The organism is Nonomuraea basaltis (genome assembly GCF_005893125.1).
GTDB lineage: Bacteria > Actinomycetota > Actinomycetes > Streptosporangiales > Streptosporangiaceae > Nonomuraea > Nonomuraea basaltis.
In genome coordinates this window covers 1-21,419 of sequence record NZ_VCJS01000217.1, presented here as the reverse complement: position 1 = coordinate 21,419, position 21,419 = coordinate 1, and the positions used below count along the sequence as shown (strand labels likewise).

35 protein-coding genes are annotated in these 21,419 nt (G+C 68.3%); 5 read left to right on the top strand and 30 right to left on the bottom strand.

All coding sequences use genetic code 11. The features are described 5' to 3' along the window. Positions 1–336: 336 nt before the first annotated feature. The 27 genes from EJK15_RS54890 to EJK15_RS54775 form a co-directional block, all read right to left on the bottom strand. On the bottom strand, positions 337–1,035 hold the full coding sequence (locus EJK15_RS54890) for a hypothetical protein (protein ID WP_138718413.1): 699 nt from the start codon (positions 1,033–1,035) through the stop codon (positions 337–339). Positions 1,036–1,115: 80 nt separating this feature from the next. Further along, positions 1,116–1,787, bottom strand: a complete 672-nt coding sequence (locus EJK15_RS54885; protein ID WP_138718412.1) for a hypothetical protein — start codon at positions 1,785–1,787, stop codon at positions 1,116–1,118. 52 nt (positions 1,788–1,839) lie between these two features. Then, positions 1,840–2,634: a collagen-like domain-containing protein gene (locus EJK15_RS54880; protein ID WP_138718411.1), complete on the bottom strand. Its 795-nt coding sequence runs from the start codon at positions 2,632–2,634 to the stop codon at positions 1,840–1,842. 488 nt (positions 2,635–3,122) lie between these two features. Then, positions 3,123–3,533, bottom strand: coding sequence for a hypothetical protein (locus tag EJK15_RS54875; RefSeq protein ID WP_138718410.1), 411 nt, complete (start codon positions 3,531–3,533; stop codon positions 3,123–3,125). A 264-nt stretch (positions 3,534–3,797) separates the two neighbouring features. Next, positions 3,798–4,202: a hypothetical protein gene (locus EJK15_RS54870; protein ID WP_138718409.1), complete on the bottom strand. Its 405-nt coding sequence runs from the start codon at positions 4,200–4,202 to the stop codon at positions 3,798–3,800. Between the two features lie 198 nt (positions 4,203–4,400). Further along, the gene (locus EJK15_RS54865; protein WP_171075097.1) at positions 4,401–4,652 is read right to left on the bottom strand and encodes an SLOG family protein; all 252 of its coding nucleotides are present in this window, start codon (positions 4,650–4,652) and stop codon (positions 4,401–4,403) included. Then, entirely contained in the window at positions 4,645–5,373 is a 729-nt protein-coding gene (locus EJK15_RS54860; protein ID WP_138718407.1) for a hypothetical protein, read from the bottom strand. The genes EJK15_RS54865 and EJK15_RS54860 overlap by 8 nt, the downstream gene beginning before the upstream one ends. Next, entirely contained in the window at positions 5,351–5,515 is a 165-nt protein-coding gene (locus EJK15_RS71755; RefSeq protein WP_171075096.1) for a hypothetical protein, read from the bottom strand. Before EJK15_RS71755 ends, EJK15_RS54860 begins: the two co-directional genes overlap by 23 nt. Further along, on the bottom strand, positions 5,512–6,279 hold the full coding sequence (locus EJK15_RS54855) for a hypothetical protein (protein WP_138718406.1): 768 nt from the start codon (positions 6,277–6,279) through the stop codon (positions 5,512–5,514). The genes EJK15_RS71755 and EJK15_RS54855 overlap by 4 nt, the downstream gene beginning before the upstream one ends. Further along, complete coding sequence (locus EJK15_RS54850; RefSeq protein ID WP_138718405.1) at positions 6,276–6,734, bottom strand: hypothetical protein; 459 nt, start codon at positions 6,732–6,734, stop codon at positions 6,276–6,278. The genes EJK15_RS54855 and EJK15_RS54850 overlap by 4 nt, the downstream gene beginning before the upstream one ends. Continuing rightward, positions 6,734–7,066, bottom strand: a complete 333-nt coding sequence (locus tag EJK15_RS54845) for a hypothetical protein (protein WP_138718404.1) — start codon at positions 7,064–7,066, stop codon at positions 6,734–6,736. Before EJK15_RS54845 ends, EJK15_RS54850 begins: the two co-directional genes overlap by 1 nt. Beyond that, complete coding sequence (locus tag EJK15_RS54840) at positions 7,063–7,347, bottom strand: hypothetical protein (protein ID WP_138718403.1); 285 nt, start codon at positions 7,345–7,347, stop codon at positions 7,063–7,065. The genes EJK15_RS54845 and EJK15_RS54840 overlap by 4 nt, the downstream gene beginning before the upstream one ends. Then, positions 7,344–7,886 carry a hypothetical protein gene (locus tag EJK15_RS54835; RefSeq protein ID WP_138718402.1) on the bottom strand — a complete coding sequence of 181 codons (543 nt, stop codon included), beginning with the start codon at positions 7,884–7,886 and terminating at the stop codon, positions 7,344–7,346. The genes EJK15_RS54840 and EJK15_RS54835 overlap by 4 nt, the downstream gene beginning before the upstream one ends. Further along, positions 7,883–8,200 (bottom strand): hypothetical protein, encoded by a 318-nt coding sequence (locus EJK15_RS54830; RefSeq protein WP_138718401.1) that lies wholly within the window; start codon positions 8,198–8,200, stop codon positions 7,883–7,885. Before EJK15_RS54830 ends, EJK15_RS54835 begins: the two co-directional genes overlap by 4 nt. Continuing rightward, positions 8,197–8,556 carry a WhiB family transcriptional regulator gene (locus EJK15_RS54825; protein WP_138718400.1) on the bottom strand — a complete coding sequence of 120 codons (360 nt, stop codon included), beginning with the start codon at positions 8,554–8,556 and terminating at the stop codon, positions 8,197–8,199. Before EJK15_RS54825 ends, EJK15_RS54830 begins: the two co-directional genes overlap by 4 nt. After that, positions 8,553–8,876: a hypothetical protein gene (locus EJK15_RS54820; protein WP_138718399.1), complete on the bottom strand. Its 324-nt coding sequence runs from the start codon at positions 8,874–8,876 to the stop codon at positions 8,553–8,555. Before EJK15_RS54820 ends, EJK15_RS54825 begins: the two co-directional genes overlap by 4 nt. Continuing rightward, positions 8,873–9,037, bottom strand: coding sequence for a hypothetical protein (locus tag EJK15_RS71750; protein WP_171075095.1), 165 nt, complete (start codon positions 9,035–9,037; stop codon positions 8,873–8,875). The genes EJK15_RS54820 and EJK15_RS71750 overlap by 4 nt, the downstream gene beginning before the upstream one ends. 56 nt (positions 9,038–9,093) lie before the next feature. Then, positions 9,094–9,660 carry a crossover junction endodeoxyribonuclease RuvC gene (locus EJK15_RS54815; RefSeq protein ID WP_171075094.1) on the bottom strand — a complete coding sequence of 189 codons (567 nt, stop codon included), beginning with the start codon at positions 9,658–9,660 and terminating at the stop codon, positions 9,094–9,096. Between the two features lie 2 nt (positions 9,661–9,662). After that, positions 9,663–9,869, bottom strand: coding sequence for a hypothetical protein (locus EJK15_RS54810; RefSeq protein WP_138718397.1), 207 nt, complete (start codon positions 9,867–9,869; stop codon positions 9,663–9,665). After that, positions 9,866–10,231: a hypothetical protein gene (locus tag EJK15_RS54805; protein WP_138718396.1), complete on the bottom strand. Its 366-nt coding sequence runs from the start codon at positions 10,229–10,231 to the stop codon at positions 9,866–9,868. The genes EJK15_RS54810 and EJK15_RS54805 overlap by 4 nt, the downstream gene beginning before the upstream one ends. Next, positions 10,228–10,641 (bottom strand): DUF6197 family protein, encoded by a 414-nt coding sequence (locus EJK15_RS54800; RefSeq protein WP_138718395.1) that lies wholly within the window; start codon positions 10,639–10,641, stop codon positions 10,228–10,230. Before EJK15_RS54800 ends, EJK15_RS54805 begins: the two co-directional genes overlap by 4 nt. After that, the gene (locus EJK15_RS54795; protein ID WP_138718394.1) at positions 10,638–10,892 is read right to left on the bottom strand and encodes a hypothetical protein; all 255 of its coding nucleotides are present in this window, start codon (positions 10,890–10,892) and stop codon (positions 10,638–10,640) included. The genes EJK15_RS54800 and EJK15_RS54795 overlap by 4 nt, the downstream gene beginning before the upstream one ends. Beyond that, positions 10,889–11,350 (bottom strand): hypothetical protein, encoded by a 462-nt coding sequence (locus tag EJK15_RS54790; protein WP_138718393.1) that lies wholly within the window; start codon positions 11,348–11,350, stop codon positions 10,889–10,891. The genes EJK15_RS54795 and EJK15_RS54790 overlap by 4 nt, the downstream gene beginning before the upstream one ends. Positions 11,351–11,437: 87 nt before the next feature. Continuing rightward, positions 11,438–12,907, bottom strand: coding sequence for a phage recombination protein Bet (gene bet / locus EJK15_RS54785; protein WP_138718392.1), 1,470 nt, complete (start codon positions 12,905–12,907; stop codon positions 11,438–11,440). Next, positions 12,904–13,836, bottom strand: coding sequence for a lambda-exonuclease family protein (locus EJK15_RS54780; RefSeq protein WP_171075093.1), 933 nt, complete (start codon positions 13,834–13,836; stop codon positions 12,904–12,906). Before EJK15_RS54780 ends, bet begins: the two co-directional genes overlap by 4 nt. After that, on the bottom strand, positions 13,836–14,315 hold the full coding sequence (locus EJK15_RS71745) for a hypothetical protein (RefSeq protein ID WP_171075092.1): 480 nt from the start codon (positions 14,313–14,315) through the stop codon (positions 13,836–13,838). Before EJK15_RS71745 ends, EJK15_RS54780 begins: the two co-directional genes overlap by 1 nt. 6 nt (positions 14,316–14,321) lie before the next feature. Next, on the bottom strand, positions 14,322–14,516 hold the full coding sequence (locus EJK15_RS54775) for a hypothetical protein (RefSeq protein WP_138718390.1): 195 nt from the start codon (positions 14,514–14,516) through the stop codon (positions 14,322–14,324). A 324-nt stretch (positions 14,517–14,840) separates the two neighbouring features. Here EJK15_RS54775 and EJK15_RS54770 point away from each other — a divergent pair, with 324 nt between their 5' ends. Further along, entirely contained in the window at positions 14,841–15,353 is a 513-nt protein-coding gene (locus tag EJK15_RS54770; RefSeq protein WP_138718389.1) for a hypothetical protein, read from the top strand. Positions 15,354–15,497: 144 nt separating this feature from the next. Here EJK15_RS54770 and EJK15_RS54765 read toward each other — a convergent pair whose 3' ends face one another. Then, the gene (locus EJK15_RS54765; RefSeq protein WP_138718388.1) at positions 15,498–15,836 is read right to left on the bottom strand and encodes a hypothetical protein; all 339 of its coding nucleotides are present in this window, start codon (positions 15,834–15,836) and stop codon (positions 15,498–15,500) included. Positions 15,837–16,099: 263 nt separating this feature from the next. On the opposite strand from EJK15_RS54765, the gene EJK15_RS54760 reads away from it, so the two are divergent. Together EJK15_RS54760 and EJK15_RS54755 are read left to right on the top strand one after the other, a co-directional pair. Beyond that, positions 16,100–17,422, top strand: a complete 1,323-nt coding sequence (locus EJK15_RS54760) for a helix-turn-helix domain-containing protein (RefSeq protein ID WP_138718387.1) — start codon at positions 16,100–16,102, stop codon at positions 17,420–17,422. 95 nt (positions 17,423–17,517) lie between these two features. Next, entirely contained in the window at positions 17,518–18,324 is an 807-nt protein-coding gene (locus EJK15_RS54755; RefSeq protein ID WP_138718386.1) for an SAM-dependent methyltransferase, read from the top strand. Here EJK15_RS54755 and EJK15_RS54750 read toward each other — a convergent pair. Next, on the bottom strand, positions 18,321–19,502 hold the full coding sequence (locus EJK15_RS54750; RefSeq protein ID WP_240777815.1) for a cytochrome P450: 1,182 nt from the start codon (positions 19,500–19,502) through the stop codon (positions 18,321–18,323). The two genes, EJK15_RS54755 and EJK15_RS54750, sit on opposite strands and share 4 nt — an antisense overlap. Before the next feature lie 252 nt (positions 19,503–19,754). Between EJK15_RS54750 and EJK15_RS54745 the strand changes: the two genes are divergently transcribed. Both EJK15_RS54745 and EJK15_RS54740 read left to right on the top strand, forming a co-directional pair. Further along, positions 19,755–20,000, top strand: coding sequence for a hypothetical protein (locus EJK15_RS54745; protein WP_138718385.1), 246 nt, complete (start codon positions 19,755–19,757; stop codon positions 19,998–20,000). Between the two features lie 105 nt (positions 20,001–20,105). Next, positions 20,106–20,534, top strand: a complete 429-nt coding sequence (locus tag EJK15_RS54740) for a hypothetical protein (protein WP_138718384.1) — start codon at positions 20,106–20,108, stop codon at positions 20,532–20,534. Positions 20,535–20,606: 72 nt separating this feature from the next. Here the strand turns inward: EJK15_RS54740 and EJK15_RS54735 are convergent, their stop codons facing one another. Beyond that, positions 20,607–21,095: a GntR family transcriptional regulator gene (locus tag EJK15_RS54735; RefSeq protein WP_138718383.1), complete on the bottom strand. Its 489-nt coding sequence runs from the start codon at positions 21,093–21,095 to the stop codon at positions 20,607–20,609. Positions 21,096–21,419 lie beyond the last annotated feature (324 nt).

Genomic DNA, 21,419 nt, shown 5'->3' with positions numbered 1-21,419 from the left:
TAACCGGCTCAGGCGGCGACTCCCCCTCCCCGCCCTCCGCCAGCCACCGATCCACCGCATCCGCATGCAACTCCCGAGCACGCAGAAACGCCGCCCACACCGCACGAGCACCGGCATTACACGGCCCCGCACACACCCGATCCGACACCAGGACCTCCTCGGCCGCCGCACCCCATGGAACCAGGACACCCTACAAACACCGGGCAAGATCAAAACCATTCGGGATCAACGCGACCAAGGTACGTCCAGCTGGACGCTGGGAGGGGGTACGGGGGGTGATCTTGAACGTGCGGAAGCCCCCGCGCGGCGGTCCGCGCGGGGGCTCGGCTGGCGTTGTCAGCGCTGGTGCTGGCGCGTCTCGCGCGCCGCTTCGCGCAGCTTGGCGAGTACGCGAGTGACGCGCTTGATCCCTAGGGCGTTGCCGTTGCTGGCGGCTTTGGCCAGCTCGGGCAGGGTGCGGAGCGTGGCTGCCACGTAGGACGCTTCGACGGTGTCGGCGTTCTCCGCCACGTTCATTTCGTGGTCCCACGTGGGGCGCGGGTAGGCGACCGTGCACGCGCCCAGCCCGTTGATGTCCACGACCATCGGGAGCGCGACTCGACACATGAGCAGGATCGCGGCTATCTCGCGGGTGGCTTCCCGCGCGGCGGCGAGCGCGTCACCTGCTCCGGGGTGCACCATGGGCGCGCTCGTGATCTCGGACAGGAGCACGTGCCGTATCGTCATGCCGCGCCCTCGCACGAGCCGTGGCGCGGTGTGGTCGCAGCACGCGCACGTGTCGTGAACCCACCATTCGCCGTGCATCTTGGGGAGCTTCCCGGCGTAGGTGATCACGGACCCTTTCGGGAGGTAAGTGAGAAGGTTGGAGCGGGAACGCTGCACGCGCGCCTGGTGGTCGACGAACATCGCTGCCGCGCGGGGGCATTCCTGGTCCGGGCGGCACATGGCGCACTCCTCCCGGTGGCGGTGGCGGTCGGCAACGCTGAGGCGGACGGTGGCGGCGGTGTTGACCGCTAGGGCCTGCAAGGTGGTCATGATCTCCCCTTGGGGTCGTTGCTGGTGGTGGTGGGGGTGCGCCCCCCGCGCGGTGGCGCGTGCGGGGGGCGCGGATGGTGCTACTTCTTGGCGGCTCTGGCGGGCTGCTTGGCGGACTCCTCCGGCGGCACGGGGAGGCTGGCGTTCGTGAACGCCTGTGCAAGCTCGGCGCGGTCCGCGCCTTCCTCGATCGCCTTCGCGAACGGCAGGGCGGGGTCGCCGCCGAAGTCCGCGAGCGCCTTAGCGGCGTTGACCGCCTGCTTGATCCGGGCGGTCCGCTCGGCCTTGATCCGCTCGGCTTCCTTCTTCGCCGCTTCGGCGTGGATCTCAGCCAGCTTGGCCAGCGGGTCCGCGCTGCCGACCATGGCCTTGACCTCCGCCTGAGACAGGGCGTGCGTCGCGATCATGTGGTCGGTGGGGATGCCGTACACGTCGCACGTGGCGGTGATGCGCGCGGCGGCTCCGGCGCGGTCGGGCATCTTGTACCACCCGGCGCGCTCGTCCTCGCTGACCTTGCCCATGGCGGCGTACGCGGTCGGGGTCGGGCCGTCGTAGAGCGTGCCTCCGGTGTTCCGGATGGCGATGATCTCGGCCAGCGTCGCGCGGGAAGCGGGCAGACGGTAGGCGTTGATCATCGGGTTGTTGCCGGTGTGCCCCTCCAGCGCGCGGTTCAGGTCCGTCAGCGCGTCACGGACGGCGGCGCGGATCTCGTCGGTGATCTGGAACGGGGCGGGGGTGATGTTGCTGGTCATTGCTGTTCCCTTCGGGGTGGTGCCCCCTCCCCTGGTGGGAGGGGGCGGGGGGTTACTCGGTGGTGGACTCGTGGGCGGAACCGTCAACCTGCGCTTCGCGCTGGCGTCGCCGGTACACCACGTAGCACGTTCCGGCGATGCCAGAGAGGATCACCAGCAGCCACGACACGGGGGCGATCCATGCGTCCGTGTCGCTGATGTTCGCCGCCGCTCCTGGCGTCAGGCTGGGCCTGTCGGTGGCGTTGGCCGTGGTGCTGGCCGTGGGGATGGGCGTCCGTGTGGGCGTCGGGGACGCTTCGCGGAGTTTGGGCATCTTCACGTCGCCCGTGTCCGTGGGGTTGGGCTGGGCGTCGCTGCCGGGAAGCCCTGGGAGTCCTTGAGCTCCGGACGGTCCGGGGCTGCCAGGCTGCCCGCTCGCGCCGGTGGGTCCGGGGGTGCCGGGTCGTCCGGACGTGCCTGCCGCTCCGGTCGGTCCTGCGGGTCCCTGGGGTCCCGCCTGGCCGCGCGCTCCGGTCGGTCCGGGGCTGCCCTGCGGTCCGGTCGGTCCCGGCTCGCCGGTAGGGCCTTGGGGTCCGGGAGGTCCGGACGGTCCGGGAGGTCCCTGCTCGCCCTGCGGTCCCTGCGGACCAGGCTCTCCGGCTGGTCCTGCGGGTCCGGTCGGGCCGACGATGCACACGACAGGGGGATCCTGTTCGGGGCATGTCGGCATGATGATCGGTTCGATGGCCACGTACGGGGCCGGTATGAGTCCGGGGGCCGCGTGGCCTGCTGTGATGACCATGGCGGCGGCGAGCGCGGCGGTTGCTGCCGCGCTCCCGAGTGCCTTGGCCGTGCTGGTGATCTGCATGGCCAGAAGCTTGTGATACGTATCAAAACTCGTCTAGGTTTCGGACGGAAACGAGATTGAACCGTTATGATGCTGGAGCTCCAGATCGTCAATCAGGGTTGACGCACACTCGACTGACCAGCAAGAACACCAAAACCCTGCACGAGTTTCGGCCAGGACAAAACCTCTAGACGTCAGCCAAAGCTGACACCACCGGTTCCGCGCCCACCGACCCCAACGGCATGTCTGGGGCGCGTGTTCTCTTGCCGCTCTATGTGGATCTTGTCTGTGAGCGCTTCTCTGGACTTGTGATCATGGCCTGGTCTCTCTGTGCCAGACCACGCCTGAAAGTGGCTCCTGCTCCACCATGATGAGCATTCCGGCGGTCTCTGGGAGTGGCGGCGCGTCGCTGTCGCGTCGGTCGCGTCGCTCGTGCTCGCCGTCACGGACAAGCCATCAGCGACGAGGAGGTGAGTGCCCGGCCTGGCTGGTCGGCTGCGTGCGGCTGATCAGCGGCTCAGGGTGTCAAGCATGGCGGCGATGGTGGGGCAGTCGTGGGCGGGGATGTCGGCTCGGCTGCCGGTGTCGGTGTCGTCGCGGGCGACGCGGAGGACGACGCGGCCGAGGCCGGTGTCCACGTGCAGGGTGAGGTCGGTGTGCGGCGCCGCTGCGGGGATGGCGGCGGTGCGTTCGACTCCATCGTCGGCACAGAGGGCGAGCTGGCCGAGGCGTCTGGTGTGGTCAGCGTCGAGTCCGAACGCGTAGCCGGACACTTCGAGCCAGCAGGCCCAGTGGTTGTCGCGTGCGGTCTCCCAGCCGGCCTCTTCGGGGTCGGGTGGGCCGATGACGAGGGTCTGGGTGCGGTCGTGGTTGTCCCAGACGAGTTGGTCGTCGTCGGGGTCGTGGTGGGTGATGGGCATGGCTGGCTCCTTCCGGGAGCTGGGGGAATCTGGTGATCTTCCTGCTTTTCCACAGGTTCCGAGGTGATCGTTTGGGACTTCCACCTGTAGGTGTACGGACGGTAGATGAGTAGTAGGTACAAGGTTTTGTAGGGACATATGTAGGGACATGGGTCACGCTGTGACGTGACCTACGGGTCACGCCTGGACGTGACCCGTGCGGGTCACGCTGGGACGTGACCTAACTTCATGATCGTGATCGTCGCTGTGGTGGTTATCCACAGGTCAGGAGTGGTGCGAGCCGCGCCACACTGGTCGCTCTGGCAGACGCACGGAGGCAGGCAGGTCCGGCAGGATGTAGTCCGTCGCGTGGCCACGCCGAGCGAACATGATCACCCCGTTCTTGTCCTTGCCGACCGGCACCCGCACCTCCAGGCCCCGCTTCGAGAGGCGCTGCACCGTGTCGGCCAGGCCGCGAGCGGTCAGGCCCGCCCGCGCTTGGAGGAGTTCCGTGAGCGTGATCTTCGTGCCGTCGTCGCGCCGGTCACTCCGGAAGGAGAGCATGCGCCGGGTTGTGTCCTTCGCCCGCTCGGCGATCAGCAGCAGCACCAGCCGCTCCGACTGCGTCAGCCCCTCCGCGGCCGGAGTCTCCAGCCACGCGGCGACCAGCCCGAACAGGCGTGCGCTCACGCGTTCCCTCCCTGACAAGCGACGGGGACCCGCCCACTTGAGGGAAGTGGTCGAGTCCCCACCGTACGCGGTGCTTCGTGCGGGTTCCTGGCCAAGGAGGGCCGCGCGCTATCGAGCATCCCGCAGACGGCATCGCCCAGGAATATGACATCCTGTGACACGGTGACGATCTTGTCTGCTGGCGATTCGCACGGGGAACTAACCTGCGATGCGACGGCTTGCACCTGGGCCAGCGCACACGTCCCAGTCGGCGGGCCGCTGCTCTACGTGCGCGCCGAGCTGGCGGGCGATGCTGTCGGCCATCATGTCGGCACCCATAGCGCGGCCGTGCCGGACAGTGACGTTGCGCGGCCCATGCTCGGCGACGATCGGCACGAGCGCGTTCCGGATGGCGTCGGGGTCGTCCCAAGAGCGGGAGCCGGTGACGAGCACCACGTATCGGTCAGCCACGACCGCCACCTCCCCTCACGAGCCGCAGGCCGGGAGCGCCGCCCGGCGGCGGTCCGCTCGCCTCACCGTCGCCGTCGAGCACCGACAGATCGGGCGGGGCCTGGCCGACGACCTTCGCCATGACCGGCCAATCGTCCGCGCACAGGCCGACCGCGGGCGGCTCCCAGATCGCGCCGGCCGCCCATCGGTAGACGTTGGTCCAGTTCCATCGGAGGTAGGAGGGGCCGAGGCCGCCGCGGTTCGGCAGCGGCTCCGGCACTTTCCCGGAGGCAAGTAGCACCCGCTCGTGTGCCTGCACCTGGTGGGCGACGTCGCGGTGACGGGAGCAGTACCAGTCGATGCGCCAGGTGCCGTCGTCCGGGTTGGTGACGCGGACGCGGATGGTGCCGCGCCGCTCGCACAGCCCGTCGCGTCGGATCATCGGCGCCGGGCACGGCGCGTACCATGCGCCGCGGTCTTCCGGCTCGTACCGGGGCGCGTCGGAGGCGATCAGCTCCTTGAGCTGGAAGTTGTTCCTGAGCCCCAGGATCGAGGCGGCACGCTGCCACCTATCGTCCTTCGGGCAGCGTTCGATCGCGACGATCCAGATCCAGGTGATGACGAACATGCGGAAGTCACCGCCCCGCCCGGATGAGGGGAAGCGGTCGTCCTTGTAGGCGCGGGCGATGAGCTGGTGTGCGTCCAGGACGCGCCGGAGTTCACGCCCCTCCACGGTCGTCACCCGCCTTACGCCTCCATCGGAAGACGAGCGTGGGGAAGGGGAGCACGTAGACGGCGGCCGGGGCGATGTAGACGCCGACCCACAGGTCTCGCGGCTCGATGTAGATGGCCAGGCGGCCGAAGCGGAGACGGTGCCGGTTCATGCGCGCGTCACCTCCCTCTCGCTCAGCAGCGCAGGTCGGGCGGCGGCGTCGGCCTCGTGGCGGCGGCGCTGCTCGCCCAGCGAGAGGTTGTACCTCTGGCCGTTGCGCTGCTCGCGCAGGATGGACACGTCGCCCAGCTCAGCGCGTAGCTCCTCTTCCTGGCGTTCAGCTTCGGCGTACCGCTCCGGGAACTCCTGAAGGGTGCGGAGCCACTGCTTTTTCCCTGCTCGGACGCAGCATCCTCCGCAGTTGTTGTGTTTGAAGCCGAGGGAGTACAGGCGCGGCAGTTCGATGTCTGCTGCCCGGCACCGGTCGAACATCTCCTCCCTGGTCAGGTGGGGCTCTTCGCACATCGGGAACTCGACCCGCCATGGTGCCCAGCCGGCCGTGATGGGCGGGGTGCGGTGGGATTCGGAGTGGTCGATGCCGACGTAGAGGATCGTGTCGGCCGGGTCGCAGTGCTCCTCCAGCCAGGCCCGGCAGGGCTTCTGCTTGAGGTGTTTGGTGCAGGGGGCGACGCGGCTGTTGCCGATCCAGCGCACGTCGCGGAACACCTCGAATGGGGTCCGCCCGTCCTCGACCGTGACGAGCGGTGCCTTGAGGTAGGCGGCGGCGGCGTGGAGGAACTGGTAGAGAGTCGGGTCTTCGACCTTCGTGTCGGCGAAGAGGAGCACCATGTTCTCGGCGCCGTAGCGGACGCGGACCCGCTCGGCGGCGCAGAATGAGCCGATCCCGCCGGACATCTGGATCACGTGCCGGGTCATGAAAGCGCCGCCCTTCTTCGAGCGTCCAGGGCTCGCCTCAGGTTGACCGCGACCAGATCGAACAGCGCCCCCACGTGGTCGGCGACGCGGAGCGGATCGGTGCCGAGGTCGCGCATCAGCGTGACAAACGTCTCCTCGTCGTCTTCGGCGCGGGCGGTCAGCAGGCGGCCAGCCCATTGGGCTTCTGCCGGAACATCCTGCGGGGCGATGACGTGGCCTGTTTCGTCGTCGGCCCATTCCACGTCGAGGAACATCGCGCTCGGCCCGGCCTGGGTGATGAGTGTGTCGCACCACACGTAGATGGCGTCCATGAGGCCGGGGGCACCGGTCTCCGTCACGATGGTGGCTAGTGCTGCGCTGGCGGTGTCGTCGTCGGTGGCGATGGCGGCGCCCAGGGCCGCGAGGGCGAGTTCCACGGCGCGCGGGTTGAGCTGGTCGGGAGTGTGCTCGCCCATCAGGCGTTCACACTCCGCTCGTCCTTCGCGACCTCGACGACCTTGCGAGCCTGCCGCGCCTGGACGTTACTGAGGCCGGCCGGGGTGAGCGCGAGTGTCCTGACGTTCGGCCCGGCCAGTTCGATGGTGATGAGCTTGTTGCTGGCGGCGGTGTTGATGGTGTTGTTGCCGCATGTGTGCCCCCCGGCCTGCCACCGTCCGCGCGAGGAGGGGATGGGCTCGTAGGTGGCGGTGCCGTCGCGCTGGTAGTCGGGGTTGGCGGCGATGGCGTCAAGGAGGCGTGCGACGGCCTGCGGGAGCTGGGTCAGGCTGGTGGTGGGGTTGCTGGTCACTGCTGGTTGTCCCTTCTGGCGTTGTGGTGGTGGGTGAGGTAGTCGCGCCCGGCCTGTGTGATCGTCACGGTCTCGCCGCTGCCTTCGGCGAGTTCCCCAACGTTGATGAATCCGGCGTGGGAGAGCGTTGCGAGGGTGTCGGAGGTGACCAGGTGGCCGCTGTCGCCGATCGTCCACAGGTTCGATGAGATCCAGTCGAGGGTGATGCCCTCGCCTTTGTCGTGGAGGGAGACGATTTCGAGCGTGAAGACCGCTGGGCCGGACAGCTTCGTGTAGGTCATGGGTTGGGGTCCTCTCTGATGTGGCGGATCAGGTTCTGCAGGACGGGTGGCAGGTGCTCATCGGGCAAGCCCACGCCGAAGGCGACGTGGACGAGCCGGACGACGTGCTCGCGGTCGATGTAGCGGGCCGCGGCCTCCTCGGCGGGCGTGGCCGGCGCGGGTGCGGGTGCGGGCTCTTCCTGCTCGTGGAAAGACTTGAGGGCGATGCCGTACTGGCCGCGGCGGAGGAGAGGCACCCACTCGGCTCCGACCAGGCCGTGGTCGATGACGGCGCTGCGAATGGTGTGCGGCAGTTCAGCGGGGAACATCGGGAACTGGGCGGGGCCGTGGGCGTGCTTCCACAGCACGGGCCGTGTGATGCCGTGTAGCGCGTGCGTGTTGTGCAGGCGGAGCGGCAGCGTGAACGGCGTGGGCGACTGCCAGTCGATGCTGTCGGGGTCCGCTTTGGTGGGATCGGGGATGATGCCGCCGTAGACGTCGTACGGCACGAGCGCCGGGGTGGCGCCGGGCTGCTCGTGCGCGGGCTTGGCCGGGCTCACTCCGGGCCTCCCTCATCCGGCCCGATCCCCGCCCGCTTCTCGATCACCTTGGCCAGCTCGTTCCACGCGAGAGCTGCGCCCCGCTGAGCCGCCGCGGCGGGGTCGTCGGGCGGTCTGCGCGCGAGCGGGTTGGTGCGGCCGGCGGGTGTGCGCCGCCAGCCGTGCCCGTTCATGTCGTGCATGAAGCGGCGCGAGAACATCTCGGCAGGCTCGCGCTGGTCGGCGGGTGTGGCGGCCCACTCGCGGAGGCGTTTGGTCAGTTCCTTGACGGCTTCGTCCATGGCCCGCCGCTGGATGTTGGCTTGGGTGCTCACGATGCCTGCCTCTCCCGTCGGCGCTTCTCGGCCGCCCGACGCAGTTCCTTGCGGTGGTCGAGCTTGCGCTGGTCGTCGTTGCCGCCGTGCCACACGCCGACCTGGAGCCCGTTCGAGAAGCCGGTCGCGTACTGCTTGCACTGGGCGCGGACGGGGCAGCCGTCGCACGTTTCGCGGGCGCGGTCCTCTCGCGCTTCCTTCTCCTCCTCGGTCTCGTCCCCTTCGTCGGAGGCGGGGCCGAAGAACTTTTCGTGCCCCACACGCAGGCAGGCGGCGTCCTCCATCCAGGCGGGCGCCTTCGGCACGCCGATCCGGCCGATGACGCGCATCTCGCGGGAAGGGCTGTAGCGGCTCATCGCGGCGGCTCCTCCGGCTCAGGGTCGAGCAGGCCAGGGATCGCGTGCGCGGCGGCCAGGTAGCGGTCGATCGTCCGCTTGTCTTTGCCCATCCGCTTGGCGATCTCGTGCCGATCATGCAAGCCCGAGTTGTGCCAGTCGGCGGCCTCCTTGACGAGCGCGTACGCGTCCGGCGTCGTCGGCATCCACGCCGGTGCGCGAGCGGCGTGCCGGACCTCGAACCCTGCCGTACGCAGCGCGTGGAGCAGCCTGTGCGGGGTGGGGTGGGGGCGGGCCAGTTCCTTGCTGAGGACTGCCGCCGCCGATGTCGTGGTGGTCACGGTTCTCCTCCCGGTGTGGTGCGGTGGTGGTGGACGTTCGGGTGGCCGGCCAGCCGCCGTGCGGCTTCGAGGTCGGCGGGTGTGAGGTGGCGGCCCTCGACGACCGCGACTGGTCGAGTGCGATCCGAGTTCCACACGGCGGCGCGCGGCCGGTCAGGCATGCGTGGACGTTGGCGATTGCGCCAACGACGCTCGTCAGCAACGTCTGCAGGAGTCTTCACAGCCCCTCCCTGCGGAACAGCTCAATCTGGGCGAGCACGCGACGATGCTTCGCCGGAACCCGGAACACAGGGTGGCCGAGCAGGTCGAGGACGAGCCACCGCACCCACGCGGCGTCGCACTCGTCCTCGGTGGGAAACTTGGCGCCCACGTACTCGTACGCGGCTACGGCCATCTGGCTCTTGGAGGCGTTGCTGTCCCCGGTGGCGTACTGCTTGAGGTGCTTGATGTTGATGATGGCAATGGCGATGTTGTACCGCCAGCAGGCCAGCCGCACCGACCCTCCGATCTCGGCAAGCCGGTGCGTGGCCGACGACTGCCGGGAGAAGGCGTAGTCCTCGATCCCGATCGCTTCCGCGCCCGACCCGAGCAGCAGGGCGCCGATCTGGCGTTCGACGTGGTCCTGTCGCCGCATGTTGTCGGCGAACGTCCGCGTCTTCCTCGCGGCCTTGGGGGCGGTGATGAGGCGGGTGGTGCCGTCCGGCAGAGCCAGCCCTGTCTTCTCGGCGGCCTGGTCGAGCCCGGCCACCCGCGGTGGTGGCCCGGCCGGCGGCGGGGTGGTCACTGTTACTCCTTCGGTGTCTCGATGGCGTGCAGGCCGCGGCGGGCGAAGTCGCGCCACTGCTGCTCATTGGCGCGCTGGGCGGCGTCGGCGTGACGTACCGCGCGGCTGTGCGCGAGGAGGGCCACCGCTGTGACTGTGATCGACGCGAGTCCGATCACAGCGGCGACGTCCCAGAGCACACCCCACGCGGTCCACAGCAGGTCGATCACGGCTGCACCGCCTGCTCAGCTTCGAGCTGGGCGACGCGGGCGCGTAGGCGTTCTGCCTCGTCGCCCGCATCGTTCGCCTTCGCGTTCGCCTGACGCAGCTCGACCAGCAGGCGGGCGTTGGCCTGCTGGAGGTCGCCGACCTGCTGGTACGCCTCGCCGTACTGGTGCTTGTAGATGTCGGTATCTCGGGCGCGGTCACGCTTGGCCGTCTCGATCCCGGCGATGACGCCAAGCGCCCCGCCAGCCGCGACGCCGAGCAGCGTGGCCACGGCCGCGAACACGCCCGGGGCGATGAACGACAGCACGAGCAGCGCCAGATTGGCGCCGCTCACTGCTGCGATCTGCCAGGTGGCCAGCTTCACGCGCTCTCCTGGTCCCCTTCGAGCGCGGCCTCGACTTGGGCCTGGGTGCCGCCCTTGGTGTCGTTCCAGTTCGTCAGCAACCACTTCGGGGAGAGCTCGTCGTCCTCGGGGTTGCGCCCCAGGTAGGTGGCGATCTCGTCCATGAGGTTGTGTGCCGCGTCCCACCGGGCCATGAAGGCGGCGCGGCCGATGGCCTCGATGTCGGCGCGGCGGGGCTTTGTGCGGGCCAGGGCGAATGGCGGGAGACCTGCGGCGCGTCCGATGGCCTCGACGATGCAGCAGCCGTGCCCACCGGGCTTGTTGCTGGCGTAGGTGCCCTGGATCCAGCCTTCGCGGCGCAGTACGGCGATGGCGGCCGGGCGGATCATGTCCGGGGTGAGCGTGCTGCTCAGGCTGATCGTGGCGGTCATGCTGGTTCCTCTCGGTGAGTGGGGATTCCTGCGTTGGCCAGGTCCTCGGGCGTGCACGGGGCAACGCCGATCTCCTGGCCGGGGTAGTCGCGGACGGCTCGGTGGAACGCGTCATCGACGTGCCGCTCCGGGAGCGGGTGCTCGGGGTCGAGCACGACGTTGTCCACGACGACGAACCAGAACGGTCCGCGATCGCGCTCGTAGTCGATCGTGTACGGGTGTCGAGCGTTGAGGATGGTGAGGACGTTCACGCGACCGAGCCCTCCCCGCCGGCCACCCGCCCCGGGACTCCGAGGAAGCCGAGCGACGGCATCTTGCACGCCTCCATAGCGGGCAGACGCGTGCCGTTCACCTCGTGGACCGGGCCGAGGACCGGGTCCACAACCGCGATCCGGGCGCAGTGGCACACGTGCGTCGGCAACTCCTGCTCTCCCGGCTCGCGGGCCTCGTCCTTGCCGACGAGGGCGAGGAGCTGGTCCCGGCTGCGGACCATGTCCTCCAGGTGCTTCTCGGCGGCGGCCCGCTCCTTATCGAGCTCCAGTTCGACGGCGGCGCGCCGGGTGTGGATGTCGGCGAGGTGCCGTTCCGCGGCCTCGACCGCCTCGACCGCGTGGCGGACGCCGTTGGTCAGGTAGACGCGAACGGCGGACGTGTAGGTGGGAGTGTCGGGCGTGCCGCCGGTCTGCTCGGGGAGGGTATCGATCGACATTCGATGTCCCTTCTCAGGGGGTGGGGGGTGATTGGAGCCGGCCAAGCGCCCCGGCCTCATACGTGCTCAGGGCGCCCGGCCGGGGCTTTAAGGGGCGGTGGCCTGCCGGAAGTGCTCTGGCGTGACCTGGCCGTTGCCGGGGCCCGCACTGAGCGCCTTGAGGAAGGCATCAAGGTGGACGTTGGACACCTGGCCTATCTGCGTCACCGGGGGCTTGTTGCGCCGTCTGGTGTTGGCGTTGACCCACCAGCACACGGCCGGCGTCAGCTCGTCACGGGTGCCGCCCAGGTCGGTCCACACGGTGACGATCCGCATTTTCAGATCGTCGCAGCGGGCCTGTACCTCGGGTTCGAGCTTGCGGATCGCCTCGTCCGCCTTCGCCGCAATGAGCTGGACCGTCGAGGTCACCTCGACGTTGCAGTTCTGAGCGAGCCACATGAAGCGGGCGTCGTCGCTGACGCCCGCCTCGCCGAACAGGGTGTTCAGCTTGGTGAGGGTCGTGCGGTTGGCGGCGCCGACCGGACGCTTCTGCGGTTGTTCGGGAGCGGGCGGGGCCGGCGCGGGCTCTGCCTCGGAAGCGGGCTCCGCGGCGGGCTCGGCGGCCGAGGGCTGCGCGGCGTCCTCCTGGGGCTCGTCGGGCTCTTGCTGCTCGGGGTCGAGGTGGTCGCCGCGGTTGAGCGCTTCGGTGACCTGCTGGGCCTGCTCGGCGGTCAGGTCCGCAGCGCTGGAGAACACCTCCTCCGGGAATACCTTGTGCAGGTAGGCGAGCTTGTCGGTGACGCCCTTGGCGTCCATCAGCTTGGCTAGACTGTGCAGTTCCTGGTTGCTGGCCATCACCACGGCGGTCGCTAGTTTCGGGTCCTCATCGGCGTGCTGGGAGCCGTTGGCTGTGGCCTGCCGAAGGGTCCGGGCGGCCGACTCGTTGACCTCGTCGTCGTGCAGGTGGGCCATCTCGTCGTCGGTGTAGAGGTCGCCGAGGTCCTCGGGGAACGCCTTACGCAGCGCCTGTGCTTCGGCGCACTTGGCGGTCATCCCGGCCGGGTCGGCCTTCCACCGGTTCTTCGGCTTCCCCTCCCGGTCGGTGTCCACGTACGCGCTGTAGAGGGCGACGCCGGAGAACCGCTTGCCGTTCTTCAGGACGGTGACCTTCGCGGCGGCGGGCGGCTTGTCCCACAGCCACACCTCGTGCCTGGAGCCGTCCGGCGCGAACCAGATGGTGTCTTCGTACTCGTACTCGTACTCGATGCCGGTGCGGCGGGCGGCGCGCTGCGCCAGGACGCGGAAGCCGTCGATGCCGGTCTGCGGGGTGTAGACGGTGCGGTAGCTGCCGTCACGCTGCTTCTGATTGCGGCCAACGAGATACACCTGCTTGAGGAACGGGTCGAGCCCCCGGCGCTGGCACAGGTGCAGGTACCCGACCAGGACGGCGGTCGGGCAGTCCCCTTGGACGCCGAGCTGGGTCAGCACGGCGCGCTGCTCTGGTGTCCAGTTGTCCTGGTCCGGCTGGATCGCGAGGGCGCCACTTGAGTGGACGGCGGGCAGGGTGTCGGTGCTCATGCTGCGGCTCCTTGCAGCTCAGGTGTGTGCTTGAGGTTCTTCTTCTGCACGGTCAGGGACGGCGGGCCTCCGCCGTTGGCCTTGCGGATGGCGTAGAGCACGCCGTCGTAGTAGGCGCTGCCTGCGGTGCCCATCGCAGCCGCGAGTTCGGCGCGGGCCTTCTTCGCCTCCTCGACGACCTCTGCCTCGGCTGCCAGCGCGGGGAGAACCCGGGCCGCGAGGTCGTCGGGGATGGCGAACTTCTCGTTCCGGTCGATCAGCTGGTGCTGCTTGAGTACCGCGCGATACGTGGTGTCGTGGCCGTCAAGGGGTGGCATCTCATCCCACGCGATCGACAGCAGAAACTTCTCGGCCTGCTCCCGCAGGTACCCGGCGTCCTCGGGGTCGTGGTAGACCCTGTACCAGCGGAACGTCAGGTGGCTGCCGAGAACGGCAAAGTCCCAGTACGGCAGGCCCGTCGTGTCCATGTACCACTTGACCTGGGCGAGGTAGTTGTACGGGACTTCGTCGGTGCCTTCCTGGCCCCAGTCTCGGCCTTCCGCGTCTGTCTTGATCTCCAGCCCGCCGACGGCCTCGCCGTTATGGACAAGCAGCCGATCAGGGTTGGCGAGCTGGTAGTCGCGGCCAGGCCGCGTGGACACCCATGTGCCGGTCTTGACGACCTGCACGTCGGGGTTCTGGTCGGCGTACCAGTCGGCGATGCCCTGTTCGAGGTAGTGGCCGCGGGCCTGCTCTCGGGTGGTCGGGTCCGGCTGGACGAGCCCGGCTTTCTCGCACCACAGCGCGTATCGGGAGGTCCATTTGGAGACACCGCAGATCACGCCGATGTCGGAACCGCCGATTCGGTGGGAACGGGCTTCATGCCAGGCGGCGCTGCCGTGCTCGAACTCGCCGAGCAGGACAGCGCCGGGCGTGGTCAGCGTGGCCATCAGAACGGCGGCTCGTCGGAGAAGTCCGGGTAGTCCCGCGCCTCCATGGGCTGCTCCGGCGACTGACCCTTGCGCGTGACCAGGAGTACCTTGGTCGAGTTGTTGAGCAGGGTTGCCGGGTCGTCCCACGGGACGGGGTCGGCGAAGTAGTTGTAGGCGTGGCGGCCGTCCTCGTTGATGAGGACCACTGTTCTGATCTCGCCCTCGTCGTCTCGGCTGGCGAGGGCGAACCACCACTTGTCGTCCGCTTCCCATACGTCCCCCGGCTGCGGGGGCCAGTGCGGCGGCGGGACAGGCGTGACCTTCACGCCGACATGGTCGAGCGGGATGTGAAGAACGGTGCTGGTCTGCGAGCCGTTCGGGCCGACGAGCTTCACGGAGATGTCGGTGGTGCCGCCTCGCTCGGAGGTGGTGCCGACGACGAGGACGTTCTCCAGGGTGATGTTGTAGCGGCGGCCGGTCTCGTAGTAGGTGCCCATCGCGGGTCAGGCCCTCTGCTCGGTGAGGACGGCGCGGGCCTCGGCGATGAGCCGGTCGGCGGTCTCCTGTCCGGTTGTCGCGGTGAGGAGGTCGCGGGCTCTGTTGGCGACGGGGCAACCGGGCAGGTGGTCGCCTGCGGCGATGAGGGTCAGGTCCACGATGCGGTCGGCTCGGTCGCCGTAGCTGGTGGGGTTGGTCACTGCGTCTCTCCCTGGTCCGGGATGTTGGCGGTTACGCCAACGTGACGGTTGGGCGCGGATGTGGCGTTTCCGCTGGTGGTGGTGTCCGCCGTGAGACTTGTTGATCTTGGTGGTGTGTGTCTCGCGACACCCCAAGACTACGCCTGGGAGACGCGCATGTCACGCGTCGATCGCGTCTCTCGCGTCGCTATTTCAAGGCGCGCAAACCCAAGATCAATAAGGTTTACTGGTGATCTTTACTCTCGGTGCGCAGACGCGACCGACGCGCACCCGAGTGATACGCTCGCGTCGATCCCAGTCCGCCACGAAGGGGATACCGCCACCATGCCCGCCACCGGAACCAGTCAGCCCGGAACCAGTCAGCTCAGCCCCGAAATCGCGCTCATCACCCGCTACCGCAGGCGCGAGGGCCGCCCCGAACCCGAGCTCTTGTTCAAACCTCTCGCCCGCAGAATCAGCCGGGCCTCCGGCGTCCGCTTCGGCGAGCAGCGCTGGCGGCGCCGCGAATCCGGCGAAGTCCGCGACGTCTCCGACACCGATCTGGCTTGGATGGCCTGGGCCGTGGACGTCCCCGCCGACGAGCTGGCCGACACCGGCCGCACCGACGCCGCCGACCTCCTCCGCCAGATCCGCGCCGAGCAGGCGGAGCAGGCCGAGGCCGCCCAGGTGCCCGCCGAGCCGGGCGATGACGACGACCTTGAGATCTTCTTCCAGCAGGCCGTCTCCGAGATCAATTCGCTGCGTGCCACACCCGAGGAGAAGAAACGCATGCGGGCGTTCTTGCGACAGCAGATCCAGCAGGCTCGCAACGCCGTGGAGATGTTCCACCCACGTTGACCATCGCCGCCCACGCTGCCACACCAGCGCGCCCTGGGCAGGGCAGACGCGGCCGTCCAGCGTGGGACGCCAGACAGCTCGGGCTTCAGGCTGCCCGATCCAAGCCTCCGTGCCAGCGTTGAGGGGGTCACCGATTCCCGCTCTCTACCTCGCTCTGTGGTGGATGCCACCTTGTGTGACGCCTGTGAGACTGGCTGGGTTGGCACGTTCCGTGAGATTTTTGTTGCTGGTTCGACGCACGAGGTCGCGGGCGTGGCGAGCGCCGATCCGGGACGCCGACCAGCACGCCAGCCCATGCCGTACGTCGGCGAGCACGCGCCCCCCGGCATGAAGCGGCACGACCATCCACACGGCCATCAGCAGCACCATCGCCAGCGTCACCACGTCGGCGACGACCAGCACGATTCCGGGCGCGGCCACACCCGCCGCGAACGACGCCACGTCCGCCGGCCACCGGCTCCGGTGACGTTTCCGGGTCACCATCCGCCGTAGCCTCCCTGCGCGGCAGCCGGAGCGGCCGTGATGACGGTGGTGATCGGGGTGTGCTCCGGGCGGGGATTTTCACTGAACGAACTCCCAACGATGACGGAGTGGTCGAAGTGATAGCCAGCGTCTAGCGGCGCCAGTTACATTTTCTGAGTCGCCAGTTACAGGCGTTCGATGGTCGCCGTTGTGGGCACGCTGTGTCAACATTTGCGCCCGGATGTCACCGAGCGCTAAAGAGCCAGTGGGAGGAGTCACCTCGGGTGGACGTGTTCGCCGCGCGGCTCAGTGATGTCATGGAGCGTCGTGGTTTGAAGGACGGGCAGGTCGCGGCCATGATCTTCGAACAAACGGACGTGACGATGACCCGCGTCTACGTCGGGCTGCTGCGGCAGGGCAAGCGTAAGAATCCGACGATCGAGCATGTGAGAGCTCTCGCTCAGGTGCTTAATGTGCGGGCGTCGTACCTGCTGGGCGAGACCGACACTGCCGACGACGCGCCCTTCGCGTCGCTGTCCAATGAATCGCGAGAAGCGATGCGGATGGTGCTGGAGCTCGCTCGGCGCGCTGACCGGCTGCCTTCGGTCGGGTGGAGCGTCAGCGCGGCATCAGTGCAGCCAAGCCCGGCGGCGCAGGATGCGTCGGTCTCCCTGGGAATCCATCATCCGTACCGGATTGAGGAGGTCCAGCAGGCGTTCGCGCCGGGCAATGAGCGCACTCCGCCGAACCGGGTAGGTCGCCGGCTGCTGGAGCTGCGCAAGCTGGCCGGTCTGTCAACCGCGGAGGCCGACCTGGTCATCGGCGGCGAACCGGGGCTGGTGGAGGGCATCGAGGCGGGCAGCACAGTGCCGTCCACGGCGATGCTCAGGACACTGCTGACCCGGTACGGAGTCGCCGACTCCTACCAGCAGCAGTTGTTCGTGTCGGCCGCGCAGGGCAAGCTGGACAGCCGGTGGTGGTTCCGGTACTTCCAGCGGCTGCCGTTGTGGCTCGTGGTGTACATGGAGATGGAAGACAGCGCGGAGCTGATCCGCACGTATTGCGACGCGACCATACCCGCGCTGCTTCAGCACCCCGATTACGCGCTGGCGATGCGACATGCGGCGCACTACCCGGAGGTCCCAGCCGATCAGATCGACCTGGGCATGCAGATTCTGTTTGAGCGGCAAAAGCGGCTCATGCAGGAGCGGCCAGTGACGATCTGGGCGGTACTCCAGGAAACGGCGCTGCTGGACAATCTGGGCGGCACGGATGTGCAACTCCGGCAAATCGACCATTTGATTGGACTGGCGAGCAGGCCGGATAAGCGAGTCAGGATTCAGATCAACCGGGGCGGGCCGGATCGGTATCGGCCGCGGGGTGGGACGTTCTCGCTGCTGCGACTGCCGGAGGAGGGCGAGCCGGATGTGGTGTGGCTGCCGCAGATGGACCAGGACTGGATGGTGACCGACGTGGCGCGCGTGATGGCGTACTCCATGGCGCACGATCGGCTGGCCATGTCAGCGTCGCAGCCGGACGACGCCGTGGAGGAGCTGGCGCGGATCCGGGCGCGGGTGGTGCGGGAAGGGGCCCTCATCAAGGAATAACAGGCCATTTTACGCCGAGTTGGAACACCGGGTTATTGCCCCGGCATGCGCGGCGGATCCGGCATGAGCGGCATTCCCGTTTTATGGTCATGGTCATGAAGGATAAGGGGCCCTCTTTAGACTGGGCCGGAGTTGACCCGACCGTCCCCAACTCCGCCCGTATGTACGTCTACTTCTTGGGCGGCAAGGACTACTTCCCGGCCGACGTCGCCGCGGCGCGCAAGGTGCAGGAGTTGCAGCCGCTCATCAAGTACAACTCGCGCGAGAACCGATACTTCCTGCGCCGAGCCGTCACGTACCTGACGAATGAGGCGGGCGTCCGGCAGTTCCTCGACATCGGCGCCGGGCTGCCCACGCAGGGCAACGTGCACGAGATCGCGCCGGAAGCGCGCGTGGTGTACGTGGACAACGACCCCAAGGTGATCGTCCACGCACGAGCGCTAATGGCCGATCACGACGGCGGCCGAGTCCGGGTGGTCCAGGGCGACGCACGTGACCCGGAAGCCATCCTCGACGACCCGCAGGTGACCGGCTTCCTCGACTTCGACCAGCCGATCGGGCTGCTGATGGTCGGGCTGCTGCACTTCGTCCCGGACCGGAATGGCGCTCACGAGGCTGTGGAGGCGTTCCGCAGACCGCTGGCCTCCGGCAGCTATCTCGTCATCAGCCACGGCACACAGGAGGGGTTCGACCGGCAGATGGTCGCCGACGTGAACCAGGTGTACGAGCAGGCCATGCCGTACCAGATGCGCACACGCGAGCAGATCGCGCGGTTCTTCGCCGGGCTCGACATGATCGAGCCCGGCCTCGTCACGGTCACCGACTGGCGCCCTGACGGGATCACGACGGGAGTCGCCGGCGCAGGGCGAGGCGTCTTGGCCGGTGTCGGCCGCGTCCCCTAACGCGGCTTAACGGTAGTCGGCAGGGCGCTCAGCCCGTGGATGTTCGGGTGGTGCACGCGCACGGGCGTGCCCACCTCGTAGTCCTCGTGGACGGCGGCGCCCAGTTCATCCGGCACGACGCGGGTTTCCAGACGGGCCAAGCTCGCGCCGAGACAGAAGTGCGGGCCGGTCCCGAACGCGAGCGTCCGACTGTGGTCGCGGGTGATGTCGAACGTGTCCGGGTCAGGGAAGACGGACGGGTCGCGGTTGGCGGCGGCGAAGAGGAGCAGCAGCCGTGACCCGGCCGGGACCACAGTGTCGTACCACTCAACATCGCGGGTGACGAGCCGCACGGACATCTGGCCGGAGGAGTCGTAGCGGAGCGTCTCCTCCACCCAGTCGCCGATCCGGCCGGGCTGGAAGGCGATGCGGCGCTGGTCGGGGTGGCGGGCGGCCTGAAGCCACGCATTGCCCAGGATCTTCGTCGTGGACTCGTTGCCCGCGACGCCGAGCAGCAGCAGCACAGCGCCGATGTCGGTGTCCGACAGCCGCTGCCCGTCGATCTCGGCCTCGATGAGCGCGGACACCATGTCATCGCCCGGGTGGGCGCGCCGCTCGGCGATCAGACCCGCGTAGTAGCCCATGAGTTTCAGGGTGGCGTCGGCTGAGGCATCAGTGATGGCGCCGCTGCCCTCCTCGCGGAGCAGGCTCGCGTTCGACCAGGCCAGGATCTGCGCGCGGTCGGCCGCGGGCACGCCGACCAGTTCGCTGATGACGTCGGCGGGGATGTTCTGGACCAGGTCGGCGATGAAGTCGAACTCACCGCCCGCGTCGAGCACGGCATCCAGGCGGTCGCGGGTGATCTGGCGGATGCGTGGCTCCAGCTCGGCGACCCGGCGGGGGGTGAACCCGCGCGAGATCAGCTTCCGGAACTGGGTGTGGCCGGGTGGGTCCATGGCGATGAACGACTGGCGTTTTGCGATGTCCTTGGACCATAACTCCAGGCTGACGCCGTGGCTGTTGCTGAATGTTTCCGGGTCCCGGGCAGCGTCGTGCACGTCTGGATGCCTGGTCGCGGCGTAGAAGTCGAGGTCGTCGTTCCGGTAGATGGGCGCCCTCTCGCGCATCAGCGCGTACGTCGGGTACGGATCTTCGTGTATGGCATAGTCGTACGGGCTGTAGGTGATGGCGTCGCTCACGAGACCCCTTATCGGAGTTGAGGGAATTGGGGAGGATCGTCTTCAGCTTCGCAGCCGTGGCAGAAGACCGTCCAGAGGGGCGAGAGCGGCACGCACACGCCCCAGATCGGGAGGATCACGATCTCGCATCACCCTGTGTGGCACCGGTAACGCGGCACTGCCGGGCGTAGATACCGTGACCGCGCACCACGCTACCGACCCAGGGTCGACCCCACCACCGACTCACAGCCGCATAGCCACCGGGGGTACCTCATGAACAGGCCAGTCGTCCGCGTCCTGACAACTACTTTCACCGCCGCTGCGGCCTTCATCGCCCTCCTGGCCCTCTACGCTGACCAGCTCACTCCCGCCACACTCGCCGTGGCCGTCGCGCTCATGCTGTTCGCCGCCGCCACCACCGTTCACGCCATCGTCCGCTCTGCTCACCGCCGCTCGATCGACGAGGCATACCAACGCGGGCATATCCGCACCAGTCGCCGGCTCACCCGATCCCGCTAGTGGCTCGTCACCGAATTTCGACCGGGTAATTCGCGACCGGGTCCGTGCAGGCCGCGCTCGTGGGGGTATCACGGTGCGGGCAAGGTCAACATATAGTCGGATGTTGTGCGATATCGGTTGAGGACGGCTTTCCTGGTGTGGCTCGCCTCCCTCGTGTTCGGCGTGGTCATGGTGCTACTCGTGTCCGACGATGCGCTCGGCCCTCAGAGGGTCTTCTCCCTGAGTGACGGCCACGGCCCCAGTCCTGTGGACGCGCTTGGCCTGCTCCCCGTGACCGCTACGACTCTCTACTGGGCCTGGTGCCTGTGGTGTGCCAGGGCCGGACTCAACCGCCTGGAACTCGTCTTCATCGGCTTCTGGATCGTTGGTGGCCTCACCGCGATTCTGTCTGCTGCGTACGACACGAACATCCTGCTGCTCACCGGCTTGATCGTGGGTGCGGCAGGGCCGATCGGGCTGGGGATCTCCAGCGTGATCGGCCCGTCGTCTGGCGAACCTGGCCGCGGTCAAGCTCACAGGTCCGGGATGAGCTAGTGGCCTGTCACGCAGCCTTGCCTGGGTAATTGGTCCAGATCAATTACCCGGTCGAAATTCGGTGACGAGCCACTAGCTGCCGCCCTCCCGGTGACGCGATCCCTGCTCGGGGCCGGGGCCGGCGAACCGGCCACGTCCGGGGATGTGGTGCATGAGCCCCTCTTCGCGGAGCTTGCGGAGGGCGATCGTGATGGTGATGGCGGCCAGGCCGTACTTCTCCATCAGCTCCTGCTCGGACGGCAGCGGGTCGCCTGGGTTGAGGCGGCCGGAGGTGATGGCCTCGCGCAGGTCTTCCACCAGGCGGCGGGACGGCGGCACCGGCGCCGCGGCCTTTCCGCCCTCTGTCACGTAGGTGCCTTTGGCCTGGACCGTCTGGACGCGGCCCTGCTCACGCAGCCGCTCGATGGCGGCCCGCACCGTCGTCCGGCCCACCTTGTGGCGGGCGCCGAGTTCGAGTTCAGACGGCAACTGGTCGCCGGGCTTGAGCCTGCCCGCGTCGATGTCGGCGGCGATGGCGGCGGCGACCTGCGGGTATTTGGCGTCACGCCGGGTCCGGATCATGGTTCCACCGTACCCAGAAACGCGCACCTGTGTATACCTGCGCGAAAGGCCCCGGCAGGAGGGGTGGTGTCCTGCCAGGGCCTTCGCGGTGCGCGGGATTATGCAGATCACACGCGCGTGTATGAGGCACTCTAGCCCGGCTTGATTCGACGCGCTCGCAAGCGAGATCCAGATCCACCCGGTACTTGGGCCCTCATCTGCCGAAATCCGCTGAAAGTGACACGTCACGCCATCGGCGCCCGGCGGGAACGTGCCAGCCGCCAGCCGACGACACCGAGCATGAGGGCGGTACCGATCACCGTGATCCCTAGGCACACCAGGAGC

Excerpts from the sequence above, each read along its gene's own strand:
- EJK15_RS71755 (WP_171075096.1), bottom strand. The coding sequence starts at position 5,515 with ATGAACCGGCACCGTCTCCGCTTCGGCCGCCTGGCCATCTACATCGAG.
- bet (WP_138718392.1), bottom strand. The coding sequence starts at position 12,907 with ATGAGCACCGACACCCTGCCCGCCGTCCACTCAAGTGGCGCCCTCGCG.
- EJK15_RS71750 (WP_171075095.1), bottom strand. The coding sequence starts at position 9,037 with ATGCCTGACCGGCCGCGCGCCGCCGTGTGGAACTCGGATCGCACTCGA.
- EJK15_RS54880 (WP_138718411.1), bottom strand. The coding sequence starts at position 2,634 with ATGCAGATCACCAGCACGGCCAAGGCACTCGGGAGCGCGGCAGCAACC.
- EJK15_RS54875 (WP_138718410.1), bottom strand. The coding sequence starts at position 3,533 with ATGCCCATCACCCACCACGACCCCGACGACGACCAACTCGTCTGGGAC.
- EJK15_RS54770 (WP_138718389.1), top strand. The coding sequence starts at position 14,841 with ATGCCCGCCACCGGAACCAGTCAGCCCGGAACCAGTCAGCTCAGCCCC.
- EJK15_RS54890 (WP_138718413.1), bottom strand. The coding sequence starts at position 1,035 with ATGACCACCTTGCAGGCCCTAGCGGTCAACACCGCCGCCACCGTCCGC.
- EJK15_RS54765 (WP_138718388.1), bottom strand. The coding sequence starts at position 15,836 with ATGGTGACCCGGAAACGTCACCGGAGCCGGTGGCCGGCGGACGTGGCG.
- EJK15_RS54780 (WP_171075093.1), bottom strand. The coding sequence starts at position 13,836 with ATGGCCACGCTGACCACGCCCGGCGCTGTCCTGCTCGGCGAGTTCGAG.
- EJK15_RS54855 (WP_138718406.1), bottom strand. The coding sequence starts at position 6,279 with ATGACCCGGCACGTGATCCAGATGTCCGGCGGGATCGGCTCATTCTGC.
- EJK15_RS54825 (WP_138718400.1), bottom strand. The coding sequence starts at position 8,556 with ATGAGCCGCTACAGCCCTTCCCGCGAGATGCGCGTCATCGGCCGGATC.
- EJK15_RS54790 (WP_138718393.1), bottom strand. The coding sequence starts at position 11,350 with ATGTCGATCGATACCCTCCCCGAGCAGACCGGCGGCACGCCCGACACT.
- EJK15_RS54885 (WP_138718412.1), bottom strand. The coding sequence starts at position 1,787 with ATGACCAGCAACATCACCCCCGCCCCGTTCCAGATCACCGACGAGATC.
- EJK15_RS54840 (WP_138718403.1), bottom strand. The coding sequence starts at position 7,347 with ATGACCTACACGAAGCTGTCCGGCCCAGCGGTCTTCACGCTCGAAATC.
- EJK15_RS54755 (WP_138718386.1), top strand. The coding sequence starts at position 17,518 with ATGAAGGATAAGGGGCCCTCTTTAGACTGGGCCGGAGTTGACCCGACC.
- EJK15_RS54850 (WP_138718405.1), bottom strand. The coding sequence starts at position 6,734 with ATGGGCGAGCACACTCCCGACCAGCTCAACCCGCGCGCCGTGGAACTC.
- EJK15_RS54745 (WP_138718385.1), top strand. The coding sequence starts at position 19,755 with ATGAACAGGCCAGTCGTCCGCGTCCTGACAACTACTTTCACCGCCGCT.
- EJK15_RS71745 (WP_171075092.1), bottom strand. The coding sequence starts at position 14,315 with ATGGGCACCTACTACGAGACCGGCCGCCGCTACAACATCACCCTGGAG.
- EJK15_RS54735 (WP_138718383.1), bottom strand. The coding sequence starts at position 21,095 with ATGATCCGGACCCGGCGTGACGCCAAATACCCGCAGGTCGCCGCCGCC.
- EJK15_RS54800 (WP_138718395.1), bottom strand. The coding sequence starts at position 10,641 with ATGACCGCCACGATCAGCCTGAGCAGCACGCTCACCCCGGACATGATC.